17 protein-coding genes and 1 tRNA gene are annotated in these 16,668 nt (G+C 74.9%); 16 read left to right on the top strand and 2 right to left on the bottom strand.

The window, feature by feature from the left end; translation table 11 throughout:
• Positions 1 to 58 precede the first annotated feature (58 nt).
• Together thrC and J3P29_RS10870 are read left to right on the top strand one after the other, a co-directional pair.
• A complete protein-coding gene (gene thrC, locus J3P29_RS10875; RefSeq protein ID WP_210493394.1) occupies positions 59 to 1,345 on the top strand; it encodes a threonine synthase in 1,287 nt (428 codons plus the stop codon).
• Complete coding sequence (locus J3P29_RS10870; RefSeq protein WP_210493393.1) at positions 1,345 to 1,626, top strand: ubiquitin-like small modifier protein 1; 282 nt, start codon at positions 1,345 to 1,347, stop codon at positions 1,624 to 1,626. The genes thrC and J3P29_RS10870 overlap by 1 nt, the downstream gene beginning before the upstream one ends.
• 179 nt (positions 1,627 to 1,805) lie before the next feature.
• Here the strand turns inward: J3P29_RS10870 and J3P29_RS10865 are convergent, their stop codons facing one another.
• Positions 1,806 to 3,044, bottom strand: coding sequence for an acyltransferase (locus tag J3P29_RS10865; RefSeq protein ID WP_210493392.1), 1,239 nt, complete (start codon positions 3,042 to 3,044; stop codon positions 1,806 to 1,808).
• A 55-nt stretch (positions 3,045 to 3,099) separates the two neighbouring features.
• On the opposite strand from J3P29_RS10865, the gene J3P29_RS10860 reads away from it, so the two are divergent.
• The 4 genes from J3P29_RS10860 (at position 3,100) to J3P29_RS10845 (ending at position 5,544) form a co-directional block, all read left to right on the top strand.
• Positions 3,100 to 3,315, top strand: coding sequence for an RNA-binding S4 domain-containing protein (locus J3P29_RS10860; protein WP_210493391.1), 216 nt, complete (start codon positions 3,100 to 3,102; stop codon positions 3,313 to 3,315).
• Between the two features lie 35 nt (positions 3,316 to 3,350).
• Positions 3,351 to 3,740, top strand: a complete 390-nt coding sequence (locus J3P29_RS10855; RefSeq protein ID WP_210493390.1) for a hypothetical protein — start codon at positions 3,351 to 3,353, stop codon at positions 3,738 to 3,740.
• Positions 3,741 to 3,826: 86 nt separating this feature from the next.
• The gene (locus J3P29_RS10850; protein WP_210493388.1) at positions 3,827 to 4,783 is read left to right on the top strand and encodes a hypothetical protein; all 957 of its coding nucleotides are present in this window, start codon (positions 3,827 to 3,829) and stop codon (positions 4,781 to 4,783) included.
• A 32-nt stretch (positions 4,784 to 4,815) separates the two neighbouring features.
• Positions 4,816 to 5,544, top strand: a complete 729-nt coding sequence (locus J3P29_RS10845; protein WP_210493387.1) for a hypothetical protein — start codon at positions 4,816 to 4,818, stop codon at positions 5,542 to 5,544.
• Positions 5,545 to 5,593: 49 nt separating this feature from the next.
• Here the strand turns inward: J3P29_RS10845 and J3P29_RS10840 are convergent.
• A tRNA-Arg gene (locus J3P29_RS10840) sits at positions 5,594 to 5,666 on the bottom strand.
• 97 nt (positions 5,667 to 5,763) lie between these two features.
• Between J3P29_RS10840 and J3P29_RS10835 the strand changes: the two genes are divergently transcribed.
• The 10 genes from J3P29_RS10835 to gmk all read left to right on the top strand — a co-directional run bounded on the left by J3P29_RS10835 (position 5,764) and on the right by gmk (position 16,644).
• Entirely contained in the window at positions 5,764 to 6,786 is a 1,023-nt protein-coding gene (locus J3P29_RS10835) for a ribonuclease Z (RefSeq protein ID WP_210493386.1), read from the top strand.
• Between the two features lie 34 nt (positions 6,787 to 6,820).
• Entirely contained in the window at positions 6,821 to 7,384 is a 564-nt protein-coding gene (gene pyrR, locus J3P29_RS10830) for a bifunctional pyr operon transcriptional regulator/uracil phosphoribosyltransferase PyrR (protein ID WP_210493385.1), read from the top strand.
• On the top strand, positions 7,381 to 8,343 hold the full coding sequence (locus J3P29_RS10825; protein ID WP_246851901.1) for an aspartate carbamoyltransferase catalytic subunit: 963 nt from the start codon (positions 7,381 to 7,383) through the stop codon (positions 8,341 to 8,343). The genes pyrR and J3P29_RS10825 overlap by 4 nt, the downstream gene beginning before the upstream one ends.
• On the top strand, positions 8,340 to 9,686 hold the full coding sequence (locus J3P29_RS10820) for a dihydroorotase (protein WP_210493384.1): 1,347 nt from the start codon (positions 8,340 to 8,342) through the stop codon (positions 9,684 to 9,686). Before J3P29_RS10825 ends, J3P29_RS10820 begins: the two co-directional genes overlap by 4 nt.
• Positions 9,683 to 10,237: an isochorismatase family protein gene (locus tag J3P29_RS10815; RefSeq protein WP_210493382.1), complete on the top strand. Its 555-nt coding sequence runs from the start codon at positions 9,683 to 9,685 to the stop codon at positions 10,235 to 10,237. The genes J3P29_RS10820 and J3P29_RS10815 overlap by 4 nt, the downstream gene beginning before the upstream one ends.
• Positions 10,234 to 11,505: a glutamine-hydrolyzing carbamoyl-phosphate synthase small subunit gene (gene carA / locus J3P29_RS10810; RefSeq protein ID WP_210493381.1), complete on the top strand. Its 1,272-nt coding sequence runs from the start codon at positions 10,234 to 10,236 to the stop codon at positions 11,503 to 11,505. Before J3P29_RS10815 ends, carA begins: the two co-directional genes overlap by 4 nt.
• Positions 11,505 to 14,663 (top strand): carbamoyl-phosphate synthase large subunit, encoded by a 3,159-nt coding sequence (gene carB / locus J3P29_RS10805; protein WP_210493379.1) that lies wholly within the window; start codon positions 11,505 to 11,507, stop codon positions 14,661 to 14,663. The genes carA and carB overlap by 1 nt, the downstream gene beginning before the upstream one ends.
• Positions 14,660 to 15,556, top strand: a complete 897-nt coding sequence (locus tag J3P29_RS10800; protein WP_210493376.1) for a dihydroorotate dehydrogenase — start codon at positions 14,660 to 14,662, stop codon at positions 15,554 to 15,556. Before carB ends, J3P29_RS10800 begins: the two co-directional genes overlap by 4 nt.
• A gap of 156 nt (positions 15,557 to 15,712) precedes the next feature.
• The gene (gene mihF, locus J3P29_RS10795; RefSeq protein ID WP_210493374.1) at positions 15,713 to 16,063 is read left to right on the top strand and encodes an integration host factor, actinobacterial type; all 351 of its coding nucleotides are present in this window, start codon (positions 15,713 to 15,715) and stop codon (positions 16,061 to 16,063) included.
• 11 nt (positions 16,064 to 16,074) lie between these two features.
• On the top strand, positions 16,075 to 16,644 hold the full coding sequence (gene gmk / locus J3P29_RS10790) for a guanylate kinase (protein ID WP_210493373.1): 570 nt from the start codon (positions 16,075 to 16,077) through the stop codon (positions 16,642 to 16,644).
• The last annotated feature ends 24 nt before the right edge of the window (positions 16,645 to 16,668 follow it).

Raw genomic sequence — 16,668 nt, 5'->3', positions numbered from 1 at the left:
CCCCCGAGGACCCTTCGCCACACCTGTCGGCGAAGGATCGACCCCGGAGGTTCAGCCCATGCCCGCCACCGCCCTGACCTGTCGCGAGTGCGGCAGCACGTACCCGCTCGAGGCGCAGTTCGTCTGCTCCCGCTGCTTCGGCCCGCTCGAGGCGCAGTACGCCGAGCACCCGTCCGCCGGCGACCCGGACGCGATCAAGCGCCGCATCCAGGCCGGCCCGCAGACGATCTGGCGCTACGCCGACTTCCTGCCGACCGACCGCGTGCCGACGCTGCCCGCGGCCGGCCCCGGCGGCACCGGCGGGCTGGACGGCCTGCCCGCGGGCGGCACGCCCCTCGTCCGCGCCGACCGCCTGGCCGAGCGCCTGGGCCTGCGCGAGGTGTGGGTGAAGAACGACGCCGCCAACCCGACGCACTCCTTCAAGGACCGCGTCGTCGCCGTGGCCGCCGCCCGCGCGAAGGAGCTCGGGTTCACGACGCTCGCGTGCGCGTCGACCGGCAACCTGGCCAACGCCGTGGCCGCCGCCGGCGCCGCGCTCGGGATGCCCGTCTACGTCTTCATCCCGGCCGACCTCGAGGAGCAGAAGATCCTCGCGACCGGCATCTACGGCGCCACGGTCGTCACCGTGCGCGGCAACTACGACGACGTCAACCGCCTCTGCACCGAGATCGCGGGCGAGCGCCCCGACTGGGCGTTCGTGAACGTCAACATGCGCCCGTACTACGCCGAGGGCTCGAAGACCCTGGCGTACGAGATCGCCGAGGAGCTCGGCTTCCAGGCGCCGGACCGGATCGTCGCGCCGATCGCCTCGGGATCGCTCTTCACGAAGATCGGGAAGGGCTTCCGCGAGTGGATCGACCTGGGCCTGCTCCCGGAGGGCACCCAGGTGCCGATCATGAGCGGCGCCCAGGCCGCCGGCTGCAACCCCGTCGCCGCGGCGTTCGACGCCGGCCACGACGTCTGCCGCCCGGTCCGTCCGGACACGATCGCCAAGTCGCTCGCCATCGGCAACCCGGCCGACGGTCCCTACGCGATCGAGCTGGCGCGCAAGACCAGCGGCACGATCTCCGAGGTCACCGACGACGAGATCCGCGCGGGCATCAAGCTGCTGGCCGAGACGACGGGCATCTTCACCGAGACGGCCGGTGGCGTCACGACCGCCACGCTCCGCAAGCTCGCGGAGGAGGGCCGGATCGGGCGGGACGAGCGCGTGGTCATCGTGATCACGGGCGAGGGTCTGAAGACGCTCGACGCGGTCCGCGGCACGTTCGAGTGCCGCGAGATCGCGCCGAGCTTCGACGAGTTCGAGACGATCGCGGAGCACCGCGCGGAGGTGACGGCCTGATGGCCCAGGTGACGATCAAGATCCCGACGCAGCTGCGCAGCGCGACGGGCGGCGAAGGCACGGTCCGGGCCGAGGGCGAGACCGTGCAGGGGGTGCTGGAGCACCTGTTCACCGCCCATCCCGAGCTGCGGGACAGCCTGACCGACTCGCAGGGCGACCTGCGGCGGTTCGTGAACGTCTACCTCGACGGCGAGGACATCCGCTTCGGCGACGGTCTCGGCACCCCGGTCGCCGACCGCCAGGAGCTGCAGATCCTCCCCGCCGTCGCCGGCGGCCGCTAGGCCAGCGACACCCGGCGGCCCCGCCGGGCCGGCCGCGCCGCGCGCCGCCCTCGGGCGGCGCGTTCGCGTTCCGGCCGGGGCGTCGGGCGCCCGGCGCCGCCTGGCCGCCCCCGGGCCCGGGCGCGCACGCCGCGGCCGGACGAGCCGGGCAGCGTGCGGGCGGCCGGCGCCGCGCGCGGTCAGTCCGCCGACGCGGCGCGCACCGCCGCCGGCACCCGCGGCCGCGACGGCGTGCGCCGCCGGGCCCACCCGATCGCGGGCCGCTCGACCAGGTGCCACGTGGCGACGGCGAGCACCGTCGCCACGGCCAGCGGCAGGACGAGCGCCGCCGCCGGGTCCGCGGGCCAGCGGTCGATCGCCCGCAGCACGTAGATCACCGGGAAGTGCCACAGGTACAGGCTGTACGAGCGGTCGCCGTACCAGCGCAGCGGTCCGCGCTCGACCACGACCGCGCCGCGCGGTCGGCCGAGCGCGAACGACGCCACCAGCAGGCCGAAGCCCAGGCTGGCCGGCGTGTCGACGAGCAGGTCGCGCAGCAGCGGGGGCCCCAGCCGCCACACGTGCGCGGAGGCCTCGAGCGCCACCAGCGCGAGCCCGGCCAGCGCGATCCCGGTGGCCGCGCGCGGCCCGACCCGTCGTCCGTGGGCCAGCACGGCGACGAGCATCCCGGCCCCGAACGACGCCAGCCGCGCCGGCAGGGTGTCCCGGACCGCGCGGCCCCAGCCGAGGTGCGCGGAGAGCCCCAGCACGGCCGCGCCGACGACGATCAGCACGACGCACGCGCCGACGAGCACGCGGCGGCGGGCGGCGGGCGACCCCAGGCGCCGCGTCCAGGCGGACAGCGCGATCGCGAGCAGCGGCACGGCGGCGTAGAACGTCACCTCGACCGCGACGGTCCAGGTCGGCGGGTTCGTCCGTCCGACGGTCGCCTCGAAGTAGTTCTGCAGGAAGGCGAGGAAGACCGGCAGCTGCTCGACGGGCGGCGCCTGCGTGTGCCCCACCCACGCCAGCACCGCGGAGCCGACCAGGATCACGAGCCAGTACGCCGGCAGGATGCGGGCGGCCCGCCGGAGCGCGTAGACGCCCAGCCGGGGCCGCGGCCGGTCCTCGATCGCCGCGGCCGCGAACGGACGGAAGATCAGGTAGCCCGACAGCACGAAGAACAGCGGCATGCCCAGACGCAGCTGCCCCATGAGCAGGTCGAGCAGCGTGCCGCTCGCGACCTGGCGGTCCGGCACGAGGTACATCCACACGTGCACGAGGACGATGCCGACCGCCGCGGCGCCGCGCAGGCCGTCCAGGCCCGACAGGCGGGCCGCGCCTGCGGCGTCGCGGCGTCCGGACGCCCCGCCGGTGGTGGCGGAGGTGGGGACAGGCGTCGGGCGCGCGATCCCTCCAACCTGCCAGATCCGGCTCAAGGACGCCTGAGCGCCGGCGAAGGGCGCATCGGGGCGACCTGCCACGATGGGACGGATGCGCGACGTCGAGATCCGCGGCGACATGATCCGGCTGGGCCAGCTGCTCAAGCTCGCCGGCGTGGTCGACTCCGGGGGCGAGGCCAAGGTGCTGCTCGCCGAGGGGCTCGTCCGCGTCAACGGCGAGGAGGACGGCCGCCGCGGCCGCCAGCTGCACGACGGCGACGTCGTCGTCGCCGAGGGGCACGAGCTCCGCATCGTCGCTGCAAACTGAGGGGTTCCGTCCGGGGCGCGGACTACGGTCGCGCCATGGAGCCCGCCGCGGTGCCCGACCCGTTCTGGACGGTCGCCGACCTGCTCGAGCGGAGACGGCGCCTGGCGGCGCTGCCGCCCGTCGCGGCGGCGCACGACGCCGCGACGACGCTCCAGGCGCGCTGTGCCCTCGCGCAGGCGTCCGCCCTCTGCCACCCGGCCGGCCGGCGCGCGCGCCTGTTGCGGCTCCCGGGGGCCTGCGAGGCCTTCCTCTGCGCGGCCGACGACCTGGCCGCCGCCGCGATCCTCCGCGCCGAGCGGCACGCGGACGGCGCCGCGCCGGTGCCCGACCTGACGCCGTTCCTGGACCGCGTCGGGCGGCGGCACGACCACGTCGTGGGGCTGCTGCGGCGCGCGGGCGTCCGGCGCACCGCGATGACGCCCTGAGCTAGCGTGCCCGTACGGCCGCGAGCTCCGCGGCCGCGCCACGGGCGCCCGGGAGCGGGCGCCCCCGGATCCCCCGAGGAGCACCCATGAACCGCATCGTCCCCGGCGTCCTGGCGGGCGCCGTCGTGCTCGCCGCGGCGCCAGCCGTCGCGTCCGCCGCCGAGAAGCCCGGCGCGTCGACCGGCCTGGCCGGCTCGATCACCCCGCAGAGCGCCGTCCTCACCGGCAGCGTCAATCCGCGCGGCACGACGACCCGCTACCGGTTCGATCTCGGCACGACGACGAAGTACGGCACGAAGACCGCCCCGCAGAGCGCGGGCGGCGGCACGAGCCCCGTGGCCGCCACGACGCCCGTCGGCGGTCTCGTCCCGAACACGACGTACCACTACCGGCTCGTCGCCTCCAGCCGGGCGGGCACCGTCCGCGGCGCCGACCGCACGTTCCGCACCCCGAAGCAGCCGCTCGGGTTCTCGGTCGCCCTCGCGCCGCCGGAGGTCGCGCTCGGCGAGGCCACGACGGTGACGGGCAGCCTCGGCGGCACGGGCGCGGCGAAGCGCCAGGTCCAGCTGCAGGCCAACCCGTGGCCCTACACCGCCGGCTTCGCCACCGTCGGCAACGCGCAGATCACCACGGAGACGGGCGCGTTCTCGTTCCCGCTCCTCGGTGCGGCGATCAACACCCAGTACCGCGTCGTCACGGCGGGCAAGGACCCGGTGATCAGCCCGGTCATGACCTCGTCCGTGCTCGTCGACGTCGACGCCTCCGTGCGGACGAAGACGGTCAACCGGGGCAGCCGCCTGCGCTTCGCGGGCAAGATCCACCCCGCGCTCCCGGGCCTGCCGATCGCGGTCCAGCGCAGCTCGAACCACAAGTGGCGGACCGTCCAGGGGTCGGTCACGCGGAAGGGCGGCCAGACCTACGCGACGTTCGCCACCCGCGTCCGCATCAGCAAGGAAGGCCGCTACCGCGTGTTCGTCGCCGTCCCGGACGGCCGCCTGACGGCGAACGCCAGCACGACGATGACCATCCGGTTCCGTCGCTGAGGGGGTGCCGGCCCGCCACGTACGATGCACGCATGCTGCGTGCGTGGGTGGCGGGTCTCGTCGTGTGCGGGGTGCTGGCGGGGTGCGGCGGCGCCGGCCCGCCGTCGGGCCCGGACGCCGAAGGCGGCCGCCGATCCGTCGTGACCGTCCGCGCGAAGGTCGGCGGCGGGCGCCTGCTGGCGCTGGCGAGCGCCGGCACTCTGCGGCTGGGGGACCTGCCACAGGGATGGGAGACCCACGACGGCGGCGCGGTCGGCCAGTTCGACGGCGTCGGGTGCCCCGGCCTGCGCGGGGCCGTCGAGGCCGCGGCCGCCGACACGGAGGATCCTGGCTTCGTCGTGCGGGAGCGTGCGTCCGAGCGGGTCCTGCACCAGCTCGTGCTCGCCTACCGGACCCCGGACGCGGCGCGTCGCCGTCACGCCGCAGCGATGGCGCCCGGCGAGCGCCGCTGCATCGCGGGCGCCGCCGGGGCGATCGTGCGGCGCGTCGTGGCCGGCGTCGAGTACGGCACGCACGTGCGGTCCGTCCGCGAGGACACGCGCTCCGTGACCCGCGGCGCGGGCGACTCCCGCTACGTGTCGGTGGACGCCGAGGCGACCGTCCGGGGCTCGGTGATCCCGCTGCGCGTGGTCGTCGGCGCGACCCGCGTGGGCCGCGCGGTGTCGCTGCTGCTCGGGGTGGGCGTCGACGACTCGACGGTCGACCAGGCCGACGAGGCGATCGTGCGACGGCTCGAGCGCGCCGGGGCCGCCCGGCGCTGACCCGCCCTCGGAACGACGAAGGCCCCGCCGCGGCGGGGCCTTCGTCCTACGCGCCCGGCAGGATTCGAACCTGCGACTTCTTGCTCCGGAGGCAAGCGCTCTATCCACTGAGCTACGGGCGCACACGGGATCGCGAGCGATCCGCGCCGCAGTCTAGCGGGCGCGCCCGGGGCCCGCGCGGCGGCTGCCGCGGTCCCCGGCCGGGTAGCCTCGACGCCCGTGAACCTGGAGGTCCTCTTCGTCGGCACCGGCGGCTCCGCCCCGACCGCGCGCCGCGGGCTGCCGGCGCTCCTGGTGCAGCGCGGCGGCGAGCACGTGCTCGTCGACTGCGGCGAGGGGACCCAGCGCCAGCTCATGCGCTCCAGCGGCCTCGTCGAGCTCGACCTCGTGCTGCTCACGCACCTGCACGCCGACCACTGGCTGGGGCTCCCCGGGCTGCTGAAGACGTTCGACCTACGCGAGCGCGCGCGGCCGCTGACGGTGGCGGGCCCGGTCGGCACCCGGGCCGCCGTCGACGCGCTCCTGACGCTCTTCGGCCGCGTGCGCTACCCGCTCGAGGTCGTCGAGCTGGAGCCTGGGGACGAGCTGCGCCGCGACGGCTGGAGCGTCGACGCCCTCGGCGTGCAGCACCGCGCCACCGCCCTGGGGTACGCCCTCGTCGAGGACGACCGGCCCGGGCGGTTCGACGTCGACGCCGCGCGGGCGCTCGGGATCACGCACCCGCCGGACTTCGGGCGCCTGCAACGCGGCGAGGCGGTCGGCGACGTGACGCCCGAGCAGGTGATGGGGGAGAAGCGCTACGGGCGGCGGGTCGTCGTCTCGGGCGACACCCGCCCCTGCGACGCGGTGCGGGCGGCCGCCTGGCGCTGCGACCTGCTCGTCCACGAGGCGACGTTCACGGCCGAGCACGCGGCGCGCGCCCGCAAGACGGGCCACTCGACCGCGGCGCAGGCGGCGGCGCTCGCCGCCGAGGCCGAGGTCGGGCTGCTCGCCCTCGTGCACCTGTCGGCGCGCCACCGGCCGACGGAGGCGCTCGCCGAGGCGCGGGAGACCTTCGAGCACACCGTGATGCCGCGGGACTTCGACGTCGTCGACGTGCCGTTCCCCGAACGCGGCGATCCCGTGCTGCACGCGGGCGCCGGCCGCGCCGCGCGCCCCGGCGGCGACGACGCGGCGGCGCGCGCCCTCGACGATCCCGAGGGCGACGCCGACGACGCTGCTAGCCTCCCGTCCGCTCGTTAACCCGGTCCCGCGAGGCCGGAACGACAGGAGACGCATGACCGCAGAGACGACCGTCCTCGACGGCGACGACATGGCGCGCACCCTCGCGCGCATCGCCCACGAGATCGTGGAGGGGCACCCCGACCCCGCCGCCCTCGTGCTCGTCGGGATCCACACCCGCGGCGCCATCCTGGCCCGCCGACTGCAGGAGCGCCTGAGCGCGCTGCTCGACCGCGAGGTGCCGCTCGGCGACCTCGACATCGCGTTCTACCGGGACGACCTGTCGACCCGGACCGAGGAGCCGGTGATCCACGCCACCCACCTCGAGGGCATCCCGCTCGAGGGCCACTCCGTCGTCCTCGTCGACGACGTGCTCTTCACCGGTCGCACGATCCGCGCGGCCATCGAGGCGCTCTTCGACTACGGCCGCCCGGGTCGCGTCCAGCTGGCGGTCCTCGTCGACCGCGGGCACCGCGAGCTGCCGATCCGCGCGGACTACGTCGGCAAGAACCTGCCGACGTCGACCGCGGAGCGGGTCAACGTCCGCGTCCGCGAGCACGACGGCCGCGACGAGGTCGCCATCCACCGCGGCGGGACGCCGACCGGGGAGGCCGCATGAGGCACCTGCTGTCGATCGAGGATCTCGACCGGGCCGCCATCGAGCGGCTGTGCGACCGCGCCGCGACCTTCGCCGAGGTCGCCGACCGGCCGATCAAGAAGGTCCCCGCCCTGCGCGGCCGCACCGTCCTGAACCTCTTCTACGAGAGCTCGACGCGCACCCGCTCGAGCTTCGAGCTCGCCGCGAAGCGCCTGTCGGCCGACGTCGTCAACTTCTCGGCGAGCGGCTCGTCGGTCGAGAAGGGCGAGTCGCTCCGCGACACCGTCCAGACCCTGGCCGCGCACCGCCCGCACGCCATCGTCGTCCGCACCCCCTGGGCGGGGGCCTCGAAGCTCGTCACGCAGTGGACGGACGCGGCGATCGTCAACGCCGGCGACGGCCAGCACGAGCACCCCACGCAGGCGCTGCTCGACGTCTACACGCTGCGCAGCCGCCTCGGCACGCTCGACGGCCTGAACGTCTGGATCGTCGGCGACGTCCGCCACAGCCGGGTGGCCCGCTCGCTCGTGCTGGCGCTGCAGACGATGGGGGCGCAGGTGACCGTCTGCGGCCCCCCGACGCTGATCCCGCAGGACTTCGGCGTGCTCGGCTGCGACGTGCGCTACGACCTGTCGGGCCTGGGCTCCGCGGACGTCGTCTACGCGCTGCGGATGCAGAACGAGCGCATGAAGCAGGCCTACGTGCCGTCGCTGCGCGAGTACGCCCGGGCGTACCAGATCGACGCCGATCGTCTCGGCGCCCGCCAGCTGCTGATGCACCCCGGGCCGGTGAACCGCGGCGTCGAGCTGGCCGGCGACGTCGTCGACGGCCCGCAGTCCCTGATCCTCGACCAGGTCCGCGCCGGCGTCCTCGTGCGCATGGCGGTCCTGTACGAGGTCCTCGCCGCCGGCGGTGGGCCCACGGCCCCGCCCGCCGCCCCGTCCGCCGACGAGCCCGCCCCGACCCCGGAGTCCGCATGAGCCTCGATCCCCTGGTGCGCGCGCCGTCGGCAGACGCCGACGTCCTGCTGCGCCGCGTCCACGTGCTCGACCCCCGCGCCGGGATCGACGCCCCGCACGACGTGCTCGTCCGCGACGGGCTGATCGCCGCGATCGGCGAGCCCGGCGGCCTGCAGCCCACCGGCGAGCAGACCGAGGAGATCGACGGCACGGGCCTGCACCTGTTCCCCGGCTTCGTCGACCCGCACGTGCACCTGCGCACGCCGGGGCAGGAGCACAAGGAGGACCTGGAGACGGGGACCCGCTCCGCGGCCGCCGGCGGCTACTGCGCCGTCGTCGCGATGCCGAACACCTCGCCGGTCGTGGACTCGAGCTCGCTGCTGGGGTCGCTCCGCGACCTGGCCTCGCGTCTGGCCCGCGTGCCGGTCGGCTTCACCGCCGCGATCACGCGCGGGCTCGAGGGCACCCACCTGACCGAGATGGCCGAGCTGCGCCAGGCCGGCGCCGTCGGCTTCACGGACGACGGCCGCCCCGTCACCGACGCCGGGGTGCTGCGCAAGGCGCTGCAGTACCAGCGGCTGTGCGGCGGCGTGATCGCCCTGCACGAGGAGGACCCGTCGCTGTCCGCCGGCGGCGCGATGCGCGAGGGCAGCGTCTCCGCGCGGCTGGGCATCGCCGGGGTGCCGTGGCTGTCCGAGGCCACGATGGTCGCGCGCGACGCCGAGATCGCCGGCTACGAGGACGGCCGGATGCACTTCCAGCACCTCTCCTGCGTCGCGTCCGTCGACGCCCTGCGGGCCGGGAAGGCGCGCGGGTTCCGCGTGTCCGGCGAGGCGTCGCCGCACCACCTGCTGCTCACGCACGACGACGTCCGCGACCTCGACACGTCGATGAAGATGAACCCGCCGCTCGGGTTCGAGGAGGACCGCCAGGCCCTCATCGACGCCGTGCGCGACGGCACGATCGAGACGATCGCCACGGACCACGCCCCGCACGCGCGGCACGAGAAGGAGCTGCCGTTCGAGCAGGCGCCGATGGGCACGACGGGCCTGGAGAGCGCGTTCGCCGCGGTCTACTCCGGGCTCGTGCGGCCGGGCGTGCTGTCGCTCGCGACGGTCGTCGACCGGCTGATCGGCGGCGCCGCGCTCATGGAGCTGCCGACGCCGACCGTCGCGGTCGGCGCGCGCGCCAACCTCTGCCTCGTCGACCTGGAGCGCGAGTGGACGGTGGGGGAGGACGGCTACGAGTCGAAGTCCTCCAACTGCTGCTTCCACGGCCGCCGGGTCCACGGCCGCGTCCTGCTGACGCTCGCCGACGGCTCCGTCGCCTACCGCGAGCGGCACTTCGCCGTCCACGCCGCATGAGCGAGCCGCACGCCCTGTCCGCGCTGCAGGCGGACCGCACCGCGCTCGTCGTCGTCGACCTGCAGGAGGCGTTCCGCGAGCACGTCGACGGCTTCGCGCGGGTCGCGGAGCGCACCGTCCGCGCCGTGCGCGGCGCCGCCCTCCTCGGCCTGCCCGTCGTCGTCACGGAGCAGTACCCGCAGGGGCTCGGCGGGACGATCGCCGAGGTCGTCGACGTCCTGCCCGAGGGCACCCCGCGCCTGGCGAAGACCGTCTTCTCCGGCGCCCGTGCCGAGGGCTTCCACCTGGCCGGCCGCGACCGCGTCGTGCTGGTGGGCATCGAGGCGCACGTGTGCGTCCAGGCGACGGCGCTGGACCTGCTGCGGCAGGGCCTCGTCGTCCACGTCGCCGGCGACGCCGTCGGCTCCCGCACCGCCGAGGACCGCGAGGCGGGCCTCACGCGCGTGGCACGGGCCGGCGCGCTCGTCGGCACCACAGAGAGCATCCTGCTGGAGCTCACGGGCGACGCCCGGGCCCCGCAGTTCAAGTCGATCCAGGAGCTGATCCGATGACCACGGAGACCCGGGCCGCCGCGGCCTACCTGCTGCTCGAGGACGGCACCCGATTCGACGGCGTCTCGTGCGGCGCCGATCTGGAGGACGCGGCCCGTCCGACGGGCGAGGTCGTCTTCACCACCGGCATGTCCGGCTACCAGGAGTCGGTGACCGACCCGTCCTTCGCGGGGCAGCTCATCGTCTTCACGTACCCGCACATCGGCAACTACGGCGTGCACGCCGCGGCGATGGAGTCCGACCGCATCCACGCCCGCGCGGTCGTGATGCGCGAGGCCGTCGACCGCGACGACGCGCCGCGGGCCGAGCAGGGCTGGCTGTCCTGGCTGACCGAGCACGGGATCCCGGCGATCTCGGGCGTGGACACCCGGGCGCTCGTGCGCCACATCCGCGACAAGGGCGCGATGCGCGGCGGGCTCTTCGCCGCGAGCACCCCCGACGCCGACGCGCTCGCCCGCGTCCAGGCCGAGCCCGCGATGGCCGGGCAGGACCTGGCGTCCACGGTCACGCCGGCCGAGGCGCACGTCGTCGGCGCCGAGAACGTCGACGGGCCGCTCGTCGCCGCGATCGACACCGGGATCAAGCGCTCCATCGTCGACGAGCTCGTCGCCCGCGGCGCGCGGGTGCGCCTGCACCCGCTGTCCGACGGCCCCGACGCCGTCCTCGCGGGCGACCCGGACGCGGTCTTCCTGGCGAACGGCCCCGGCGACCCGGGCGCCGTCGAGCACGTCGTCGACACGATCCGCGGGGTGCTCGGGCAGAAGCCGGTCTTCGGCATCTGCATGGGCCACCAGCTGCTCTGCCGCGCCGTCGGCCTGGAGACGTACAAGCTGCCCTTCGGCCACCGCGGCGGCAACCACCCGGTGAAGGACCTGACGACCGGACGCGTCGAGATCACGAGCCAGAACCACGGCTTCGCGGTGCAGACGCCGGACGGCACCGGCCGCATCGAGGGCGACGAGCCCGTGCGGTGGGACACCGACTTCGGCCCCGCCGAGCTCTCGCACCTGAACCTGTACGACCGCACCGTCGAGGGCCTGGTGCTGCCCGAGGCGAACGCCGCCACGGTCCAGTACCACCCCGAGGCCGCGCCGGGCCCGAACGACGCGAGCTACCTGTTCGACCGCTTCCTCGACCGGATCCGGGAGCACGGTGACGGGGCGTCCCTCGCGGACGTCAACCGCCAGACCGGCGAGGCCGCCGCCGCCCGCGCTGGCGCCGCGCTCCCGGACACCCCCGCCAACGACCAGCCGGAGACCACCGCCTGATGCCGCGCCGCACCGACATCCGCCGGATCATGATCCTGGGCTCCGGCCCGATCGTGATCGGACAGGCCGCCGAGTTCGACTACTCTGGCGCCCAGGCCTGCAAGGTCCTGCGCGAGGACGGCTTCGAGGTCGTCCTGGTCAACTCGAACCCGGCGACGATCATGACCGACCCGGAGTTCGCGGAGCGGACGTACGTCGAGCCGCTGCTGCCGGGCCCCGTCGCGAAGATCATCGCGAAGGAGCGCCCCGACGCGCTGCTCCCGACCCTCGGCGGGCAGACGGCGCTGAACCTGGCGAAGGCGCTGCACGAGGACGGCACGCTCGAGAAGTACGGCGTCGAGCTGATCGGCGCCAACTACGACGCGATCAACTGCGCCGAGGACCGCGACCTGTTCGCGCAGGCGATGGCGAAGGCCGGGCTGAAGATGCCCGCGTCGATGATCGTGCGCGGCCGCGAGAACGACGCGGCGGACGGCGCGAAGCTGCCGCAGGAGCAGATCGACCGGCAGATCGCCGAGGCGCTCGCGACGACCGGGCTGCCGGCGATCGTGCGCCCGGCCTTCACGCTCGGCGGTCGCGGCGGCGGCATCGCCCGGACCGAGGACGAGTTCCGGCAGATCGTCCGCGGCGGCATCGACGCCTCGCCGATCGGCCAGGTGCTCGTCGACCAGTCCGTCCTGGGCTGGGGCGAGTACGAGCTCGAGGTCATGCGCGACAACGGCGACAACGTCGTCATCGTCTGCTCCATCGAGAACATCGACCCGATGGGCGTCCACACGGGCGACTCCGTCACCGTCGCGCCGCAGCAGACGCTGACCGACCGGCTGTACCAGCAGCTCCGCGACCAGGCGATCGCCGTCATCCGGGCGGTGGGCGTCGAGACCGGCGGGTCGAACGTGCAGTTCGCGGTCAACCCGGAGACCGAGGAGATCCTCATCATCGAGATGAATCCCCGCGTCTCCCGCTCCTCCGCCCTGGCGTCGAAGGCCACCGGCTTCCCGATCGCGAAGATCGCCGCCCGCCTGGCCGTCGGCTACCGGCTCGACGAGATCACGAACGACATCACCCGCGCGACGCCGGCCGCCTTCGAGCCGACGATCGACTACGTGGTCGTGAAGTGGCCGCGGTTCGCGTTCGAGAAGTTCCCCGGCGTCGACGAGCGCCTGTCGACGCACATGAAGTCCGTCGGCGAGGCGATGGCCATCGGCCGCACGTTCGGGCAGGCGTTCGCGAAGGCCCTGCGCTCGCGCGAGCTCGACGCCCGGCCGCAGATCGCCGACGACGCGACGGTCGAGCAGCTCGTCGAGCGCCTGCGCGAGCCGCGGACGGAGCGCTACGACGTGCTGCTCGAGGCGATCCGGCGCGGCGCGACGGACGCCCAGCTGCACGAGGCGACGAAGATCGACCCGTGGTACCTGGACGAGTTCCGGCGGATCGCGCTCGGCGACGACCCGACGCCGTCCGGCGACGCCACGCTCGTCCGCACCTACAAGTCGGTCGACACCTGCGCGGCCGAGTTCGCCGCCGAGACGCCGTACTTCTACTCCGGCTGGGAGCGCCCGGGCCCCGACGGCCCGCGGCACGAGGTCGACCGCGGGGACAACGCCTCGGTCGTCATCCTCGGCGCCGGCCCCAACCGCATCGGCCAGGGCATCGAGTTCGACTACTGCTGCGTGCACGCCGCGATGACGGTCCGCGGGTCGGGCCGCGACGCGGTGATGGTCAACTGCAACCCCGAGACGGTCTCGACGGACTACGACACGTCCAACCGGCTGTACTTCGAGCCGCTGACGCTCGAGGACGTGCTCGGGGTCATCGAGGTCGAGCGGCCCGAGGGCGTCATCGTCCAGTTCGGCGGCCAGACCCCGCTGCGCCTGGCGCAGGGCCTGCAGGACGCCGGGGTGACGATCCTCGGCACGAGCGTCGAGGCGATCGACCGGGCGGAGGACCGCGGCGCGTTCGGCGAGGTGCTCGCGAAGCTCGGCTTCCAGGCGCCGCCCTACGCGACCGCCCGCGACCTGGACGGCGCGATCGCCGCGGCGGACGAGGTCGGCTTCCCGCTGCTCGTCCGCCCGTCCTACGTGCTCGGCGGCCGCGCGATGGAGATCGTCTACGACGTCGACGGCCTGCGCGACTACCTCGTGCGTGAGGCCGACACGACGCACGGCCGCGACATCTTCCTCGACCGCTTCCTGGAGAACGCGATCGAGGTCGACGTCGACGCGCTCTGCGACGGCGACGACGTGTGGGTCGGCGGCATCATGCAGCACGTCGAGGAGGCCGGCATCCACTCCGGCGACTCGGCCTGCGCGCTGCCGCCCTTCTCGCTCTCGACGGCGATGGTCGACCGCATCCGCGAGCAGACGCGCGGCATCGCGCTCGAGCTCGGCGTGCGCGGGCTGATCAACATCCAGTTCGCGGTCTACGGCGACGAGCTGTACGTCATCGAGGCCAACCCGCGGGCGTCGCGCACCGTCCCCTTCGTCTCGAAGGCGATCGGCGTGCCGCTGGCGAAGATGGCCGTGCGGATCATGCTCGGCGAGCGGATCGCGGACCTGGACCTGCCGGGCCGCGACGGGATCGAGGGCCTGCACCACGTCGCGGTGAAGGAGGCGGTGCTGCCGTTCGACCGCTTCGTCGGCTCGGACGCGCTGCTCGGACCGGAGATGCGCTCGACCGGCGAGGTCATGGGCGTCGCGGACGACTTCCCGTCCGCGTTCGCGAAGGCCTCCGCGGCGGCGGGCTCGCCGCTGCCGAGCGCCGGCACCGTGTTCATCTCGGTGACGGACGCCGACAAGGCCGAGGCCCTGCGCGTGGCCCGGCGCTTCCACGAGGAGGGCTTCCGACTGGCGGCGACGGAGGGCACGCAGCGTGCGATCGTCGGCGCGGGCCTGCCGTGCGAGCTGGTCTCGAAGCTGCGCGACGCCGACGGTCCGACGGCCGTCTCGGAGATCGCCTCGGGCGAGGTCGCGCTCGTGCTCAACACCCCGACCGGCTCGGGCGCGCGCACGGACGGCTACGCGATCCGCCGCGCGGCGATCACCGCGGGCGTCCCGTGCCTGACGACGGTCGCCGCCGCGAACGCCGCGGTCGAGGCGATCGCCGCGGCCCGCGAGTCCGAGCCGGGCGTGGTCGCCCTGCAGGAGCTCGGCGCGTGAGCCCCGCGGCCGACGGTCCCGGGCGCACGCTCGCGGGCGTCGCGCTCGAGCACCCGCTGCTGAACGCGGCGGGGACGGCGCGCACGCTCGACGAGGTGGCGCGCCTGGCCCGCTCGGCCGTCGCCGCCGTCACCGTCGGCTCGTACACCCTGGGGGAGCGGGCCGGCAACGGCGGCGAGGTGTACGCCTCGCGCGAGGGCTACGCCGTCAACGCGCTGGGCATGCCCAACCGCGGGGCCGCGCAGCTGCGCGAGGAGCTGCCGCGGATGGCCGAGCTGGCCCACGCGGGCGGCAAGCCGCTCGTCGTCTCGGTGGCGGGGTTCGCGCCGGGCGAGTACGGCGAGCTGGCCGGGCTCGCCGCCGCGGGCGGGGCCGACCTCGTCGAGCTCAACCTGGGCTGCCCGAACGTCTGGGACGACGGGGCACAGAAGCGGATCGCCTCGTTCGACCCGGCGCTCGTCGCGGCGAGCGTCGCCGCGGCGGCGGACGCGAGCGTCCCGGTCGGGGTGAAGCTCTCGCCGCTCGCCGACCCGGTGCTGCTCGCCGAGGTGGCCGCGGCGGTCGGCGCGTCGACCGCGCGCTTCGTGGTCTCGTGCAACACCTTCCCGAACGGGCTGGCCCTGCGGCCGGACGGCCGGCCGGCGCTCGACGTGCGCTTCGGCGGGGTCTCGGGCGGGGCGATGAAGCCGATCGTGCTCGGCCAGGTCGCGCAGCTCCGGGCGGCGCTCCCGCACGCCGTCGACGTCGTCGGCGTCGGCGGCGTCCGGCGGGGGAGCGACGTGCACGATCTGCTGCAGGTCGGGGCCACGGCGGTCGGGCTCGCGACGGCGTTCTGGGACCGCGGCGAGGACCCCGCGGTGTTCGGCGACCTGCTCGCCGACTGGGTCGCCTGAGCGGGGCCCTGGCGGGCGCGGGGGACGCCGTTCCGCGGGTCCGCGGGGAGCAACGCTCGACGAACCCGGCCCTCAGCTGAACCTCGACTCGAGGTTGAGGTGAGTTCGTCCGCGGGGCCCGCGCGGGACCGGGACGACGGGTAGACTCGCCCCGCGATGTCGACCGCCGCCAACGCCCCGTCCAAGCCCTCGGCCACCCCCGAGCGGTCGCTGAACCAGCGCATGGACGCGCTGCAGCGCGCCAACGAGGTGCGGTCGCAGCGGGCGGCGCTCAAGCGCGATCTCAAGGCCGGTCGGCAGTCCATCGACCGCCTCCTCATGGACCCGCCGGAGTGGCTCGAGACGGCGAAGGTCGTCGACATGCTCCTCGCGGTGCCGAAGTACGGGCGCGTCCGCGCCGGCAAGATCCTCCAGCAGTGCCGCATCTCGGCCTCGAAGACGATCGGGGGCCTGACCCCGCGTCAGCGCGCCGAGCTCGTCCAGGCCCTCCGCGCGCCGCGCGGCTGATCGGACCCTTCGTGGCGCGCGTCTTCGTCATCACCGGCCCGTCGGGCGTCGGCAAGGGCACCCTGATCCGGCGCCTGCGCGAGACGATCCCGGAGCTGCGCGTCAGCGTGTCGGCGACGACCCGCCCGCCTCGCGCCGGCGAGGAGCACGGCCGCGACTACTGGTTCCTCGACGACGCCGAGTTCGACCGCCGCGTCGGCGAGGGCGACTTCGTCGAGCACGCCGAGTACGCCGGTCGCAAGTACGGCACGCTGCGCGAGGAGCTCGAGCGGCACCTCGGCGAGGGGGCGCCGGTCGTCCTGGAGATCGAGGTGCAGGGCGCCCGCCAGGTCCGCGAGACGATGCCCGAGGCCGTCCAGGTCTTCGTCGTGCCGCCGTCGTTCGACGCGCTGCGCGAGCGGCTCGAGTCGCGCGGCACGGACGGGGCGGACACGATCGCCCGGCGCCTCGAGGTCTCGCGCGTCGAGCTGGAGAGCCAGCACGAGTTCGACCACCGGCTGGTCAACGACGACCTGGACGCCACCGCGCGTCAGCTCGAGACGCTCGTTCGCGAGCAGCTCTCCTCCGCCGGCGCGGTCTGACGACGGACGGCGCGCGCGAGGGAC

This window comes from Patulibacter sp. SYSU D01012 (assembly GCF_017916475.1).
Lineage (GTDB): Bacteria > Actinomycetota > Thermoleophilia > Solirubrobacterales > Solirubrobacteraceae > Patulibacter.
Note: the sequence above shows the minus strand (reverse complement) of the source record. Positions and strands in the feature narration are given on the sequence as shown.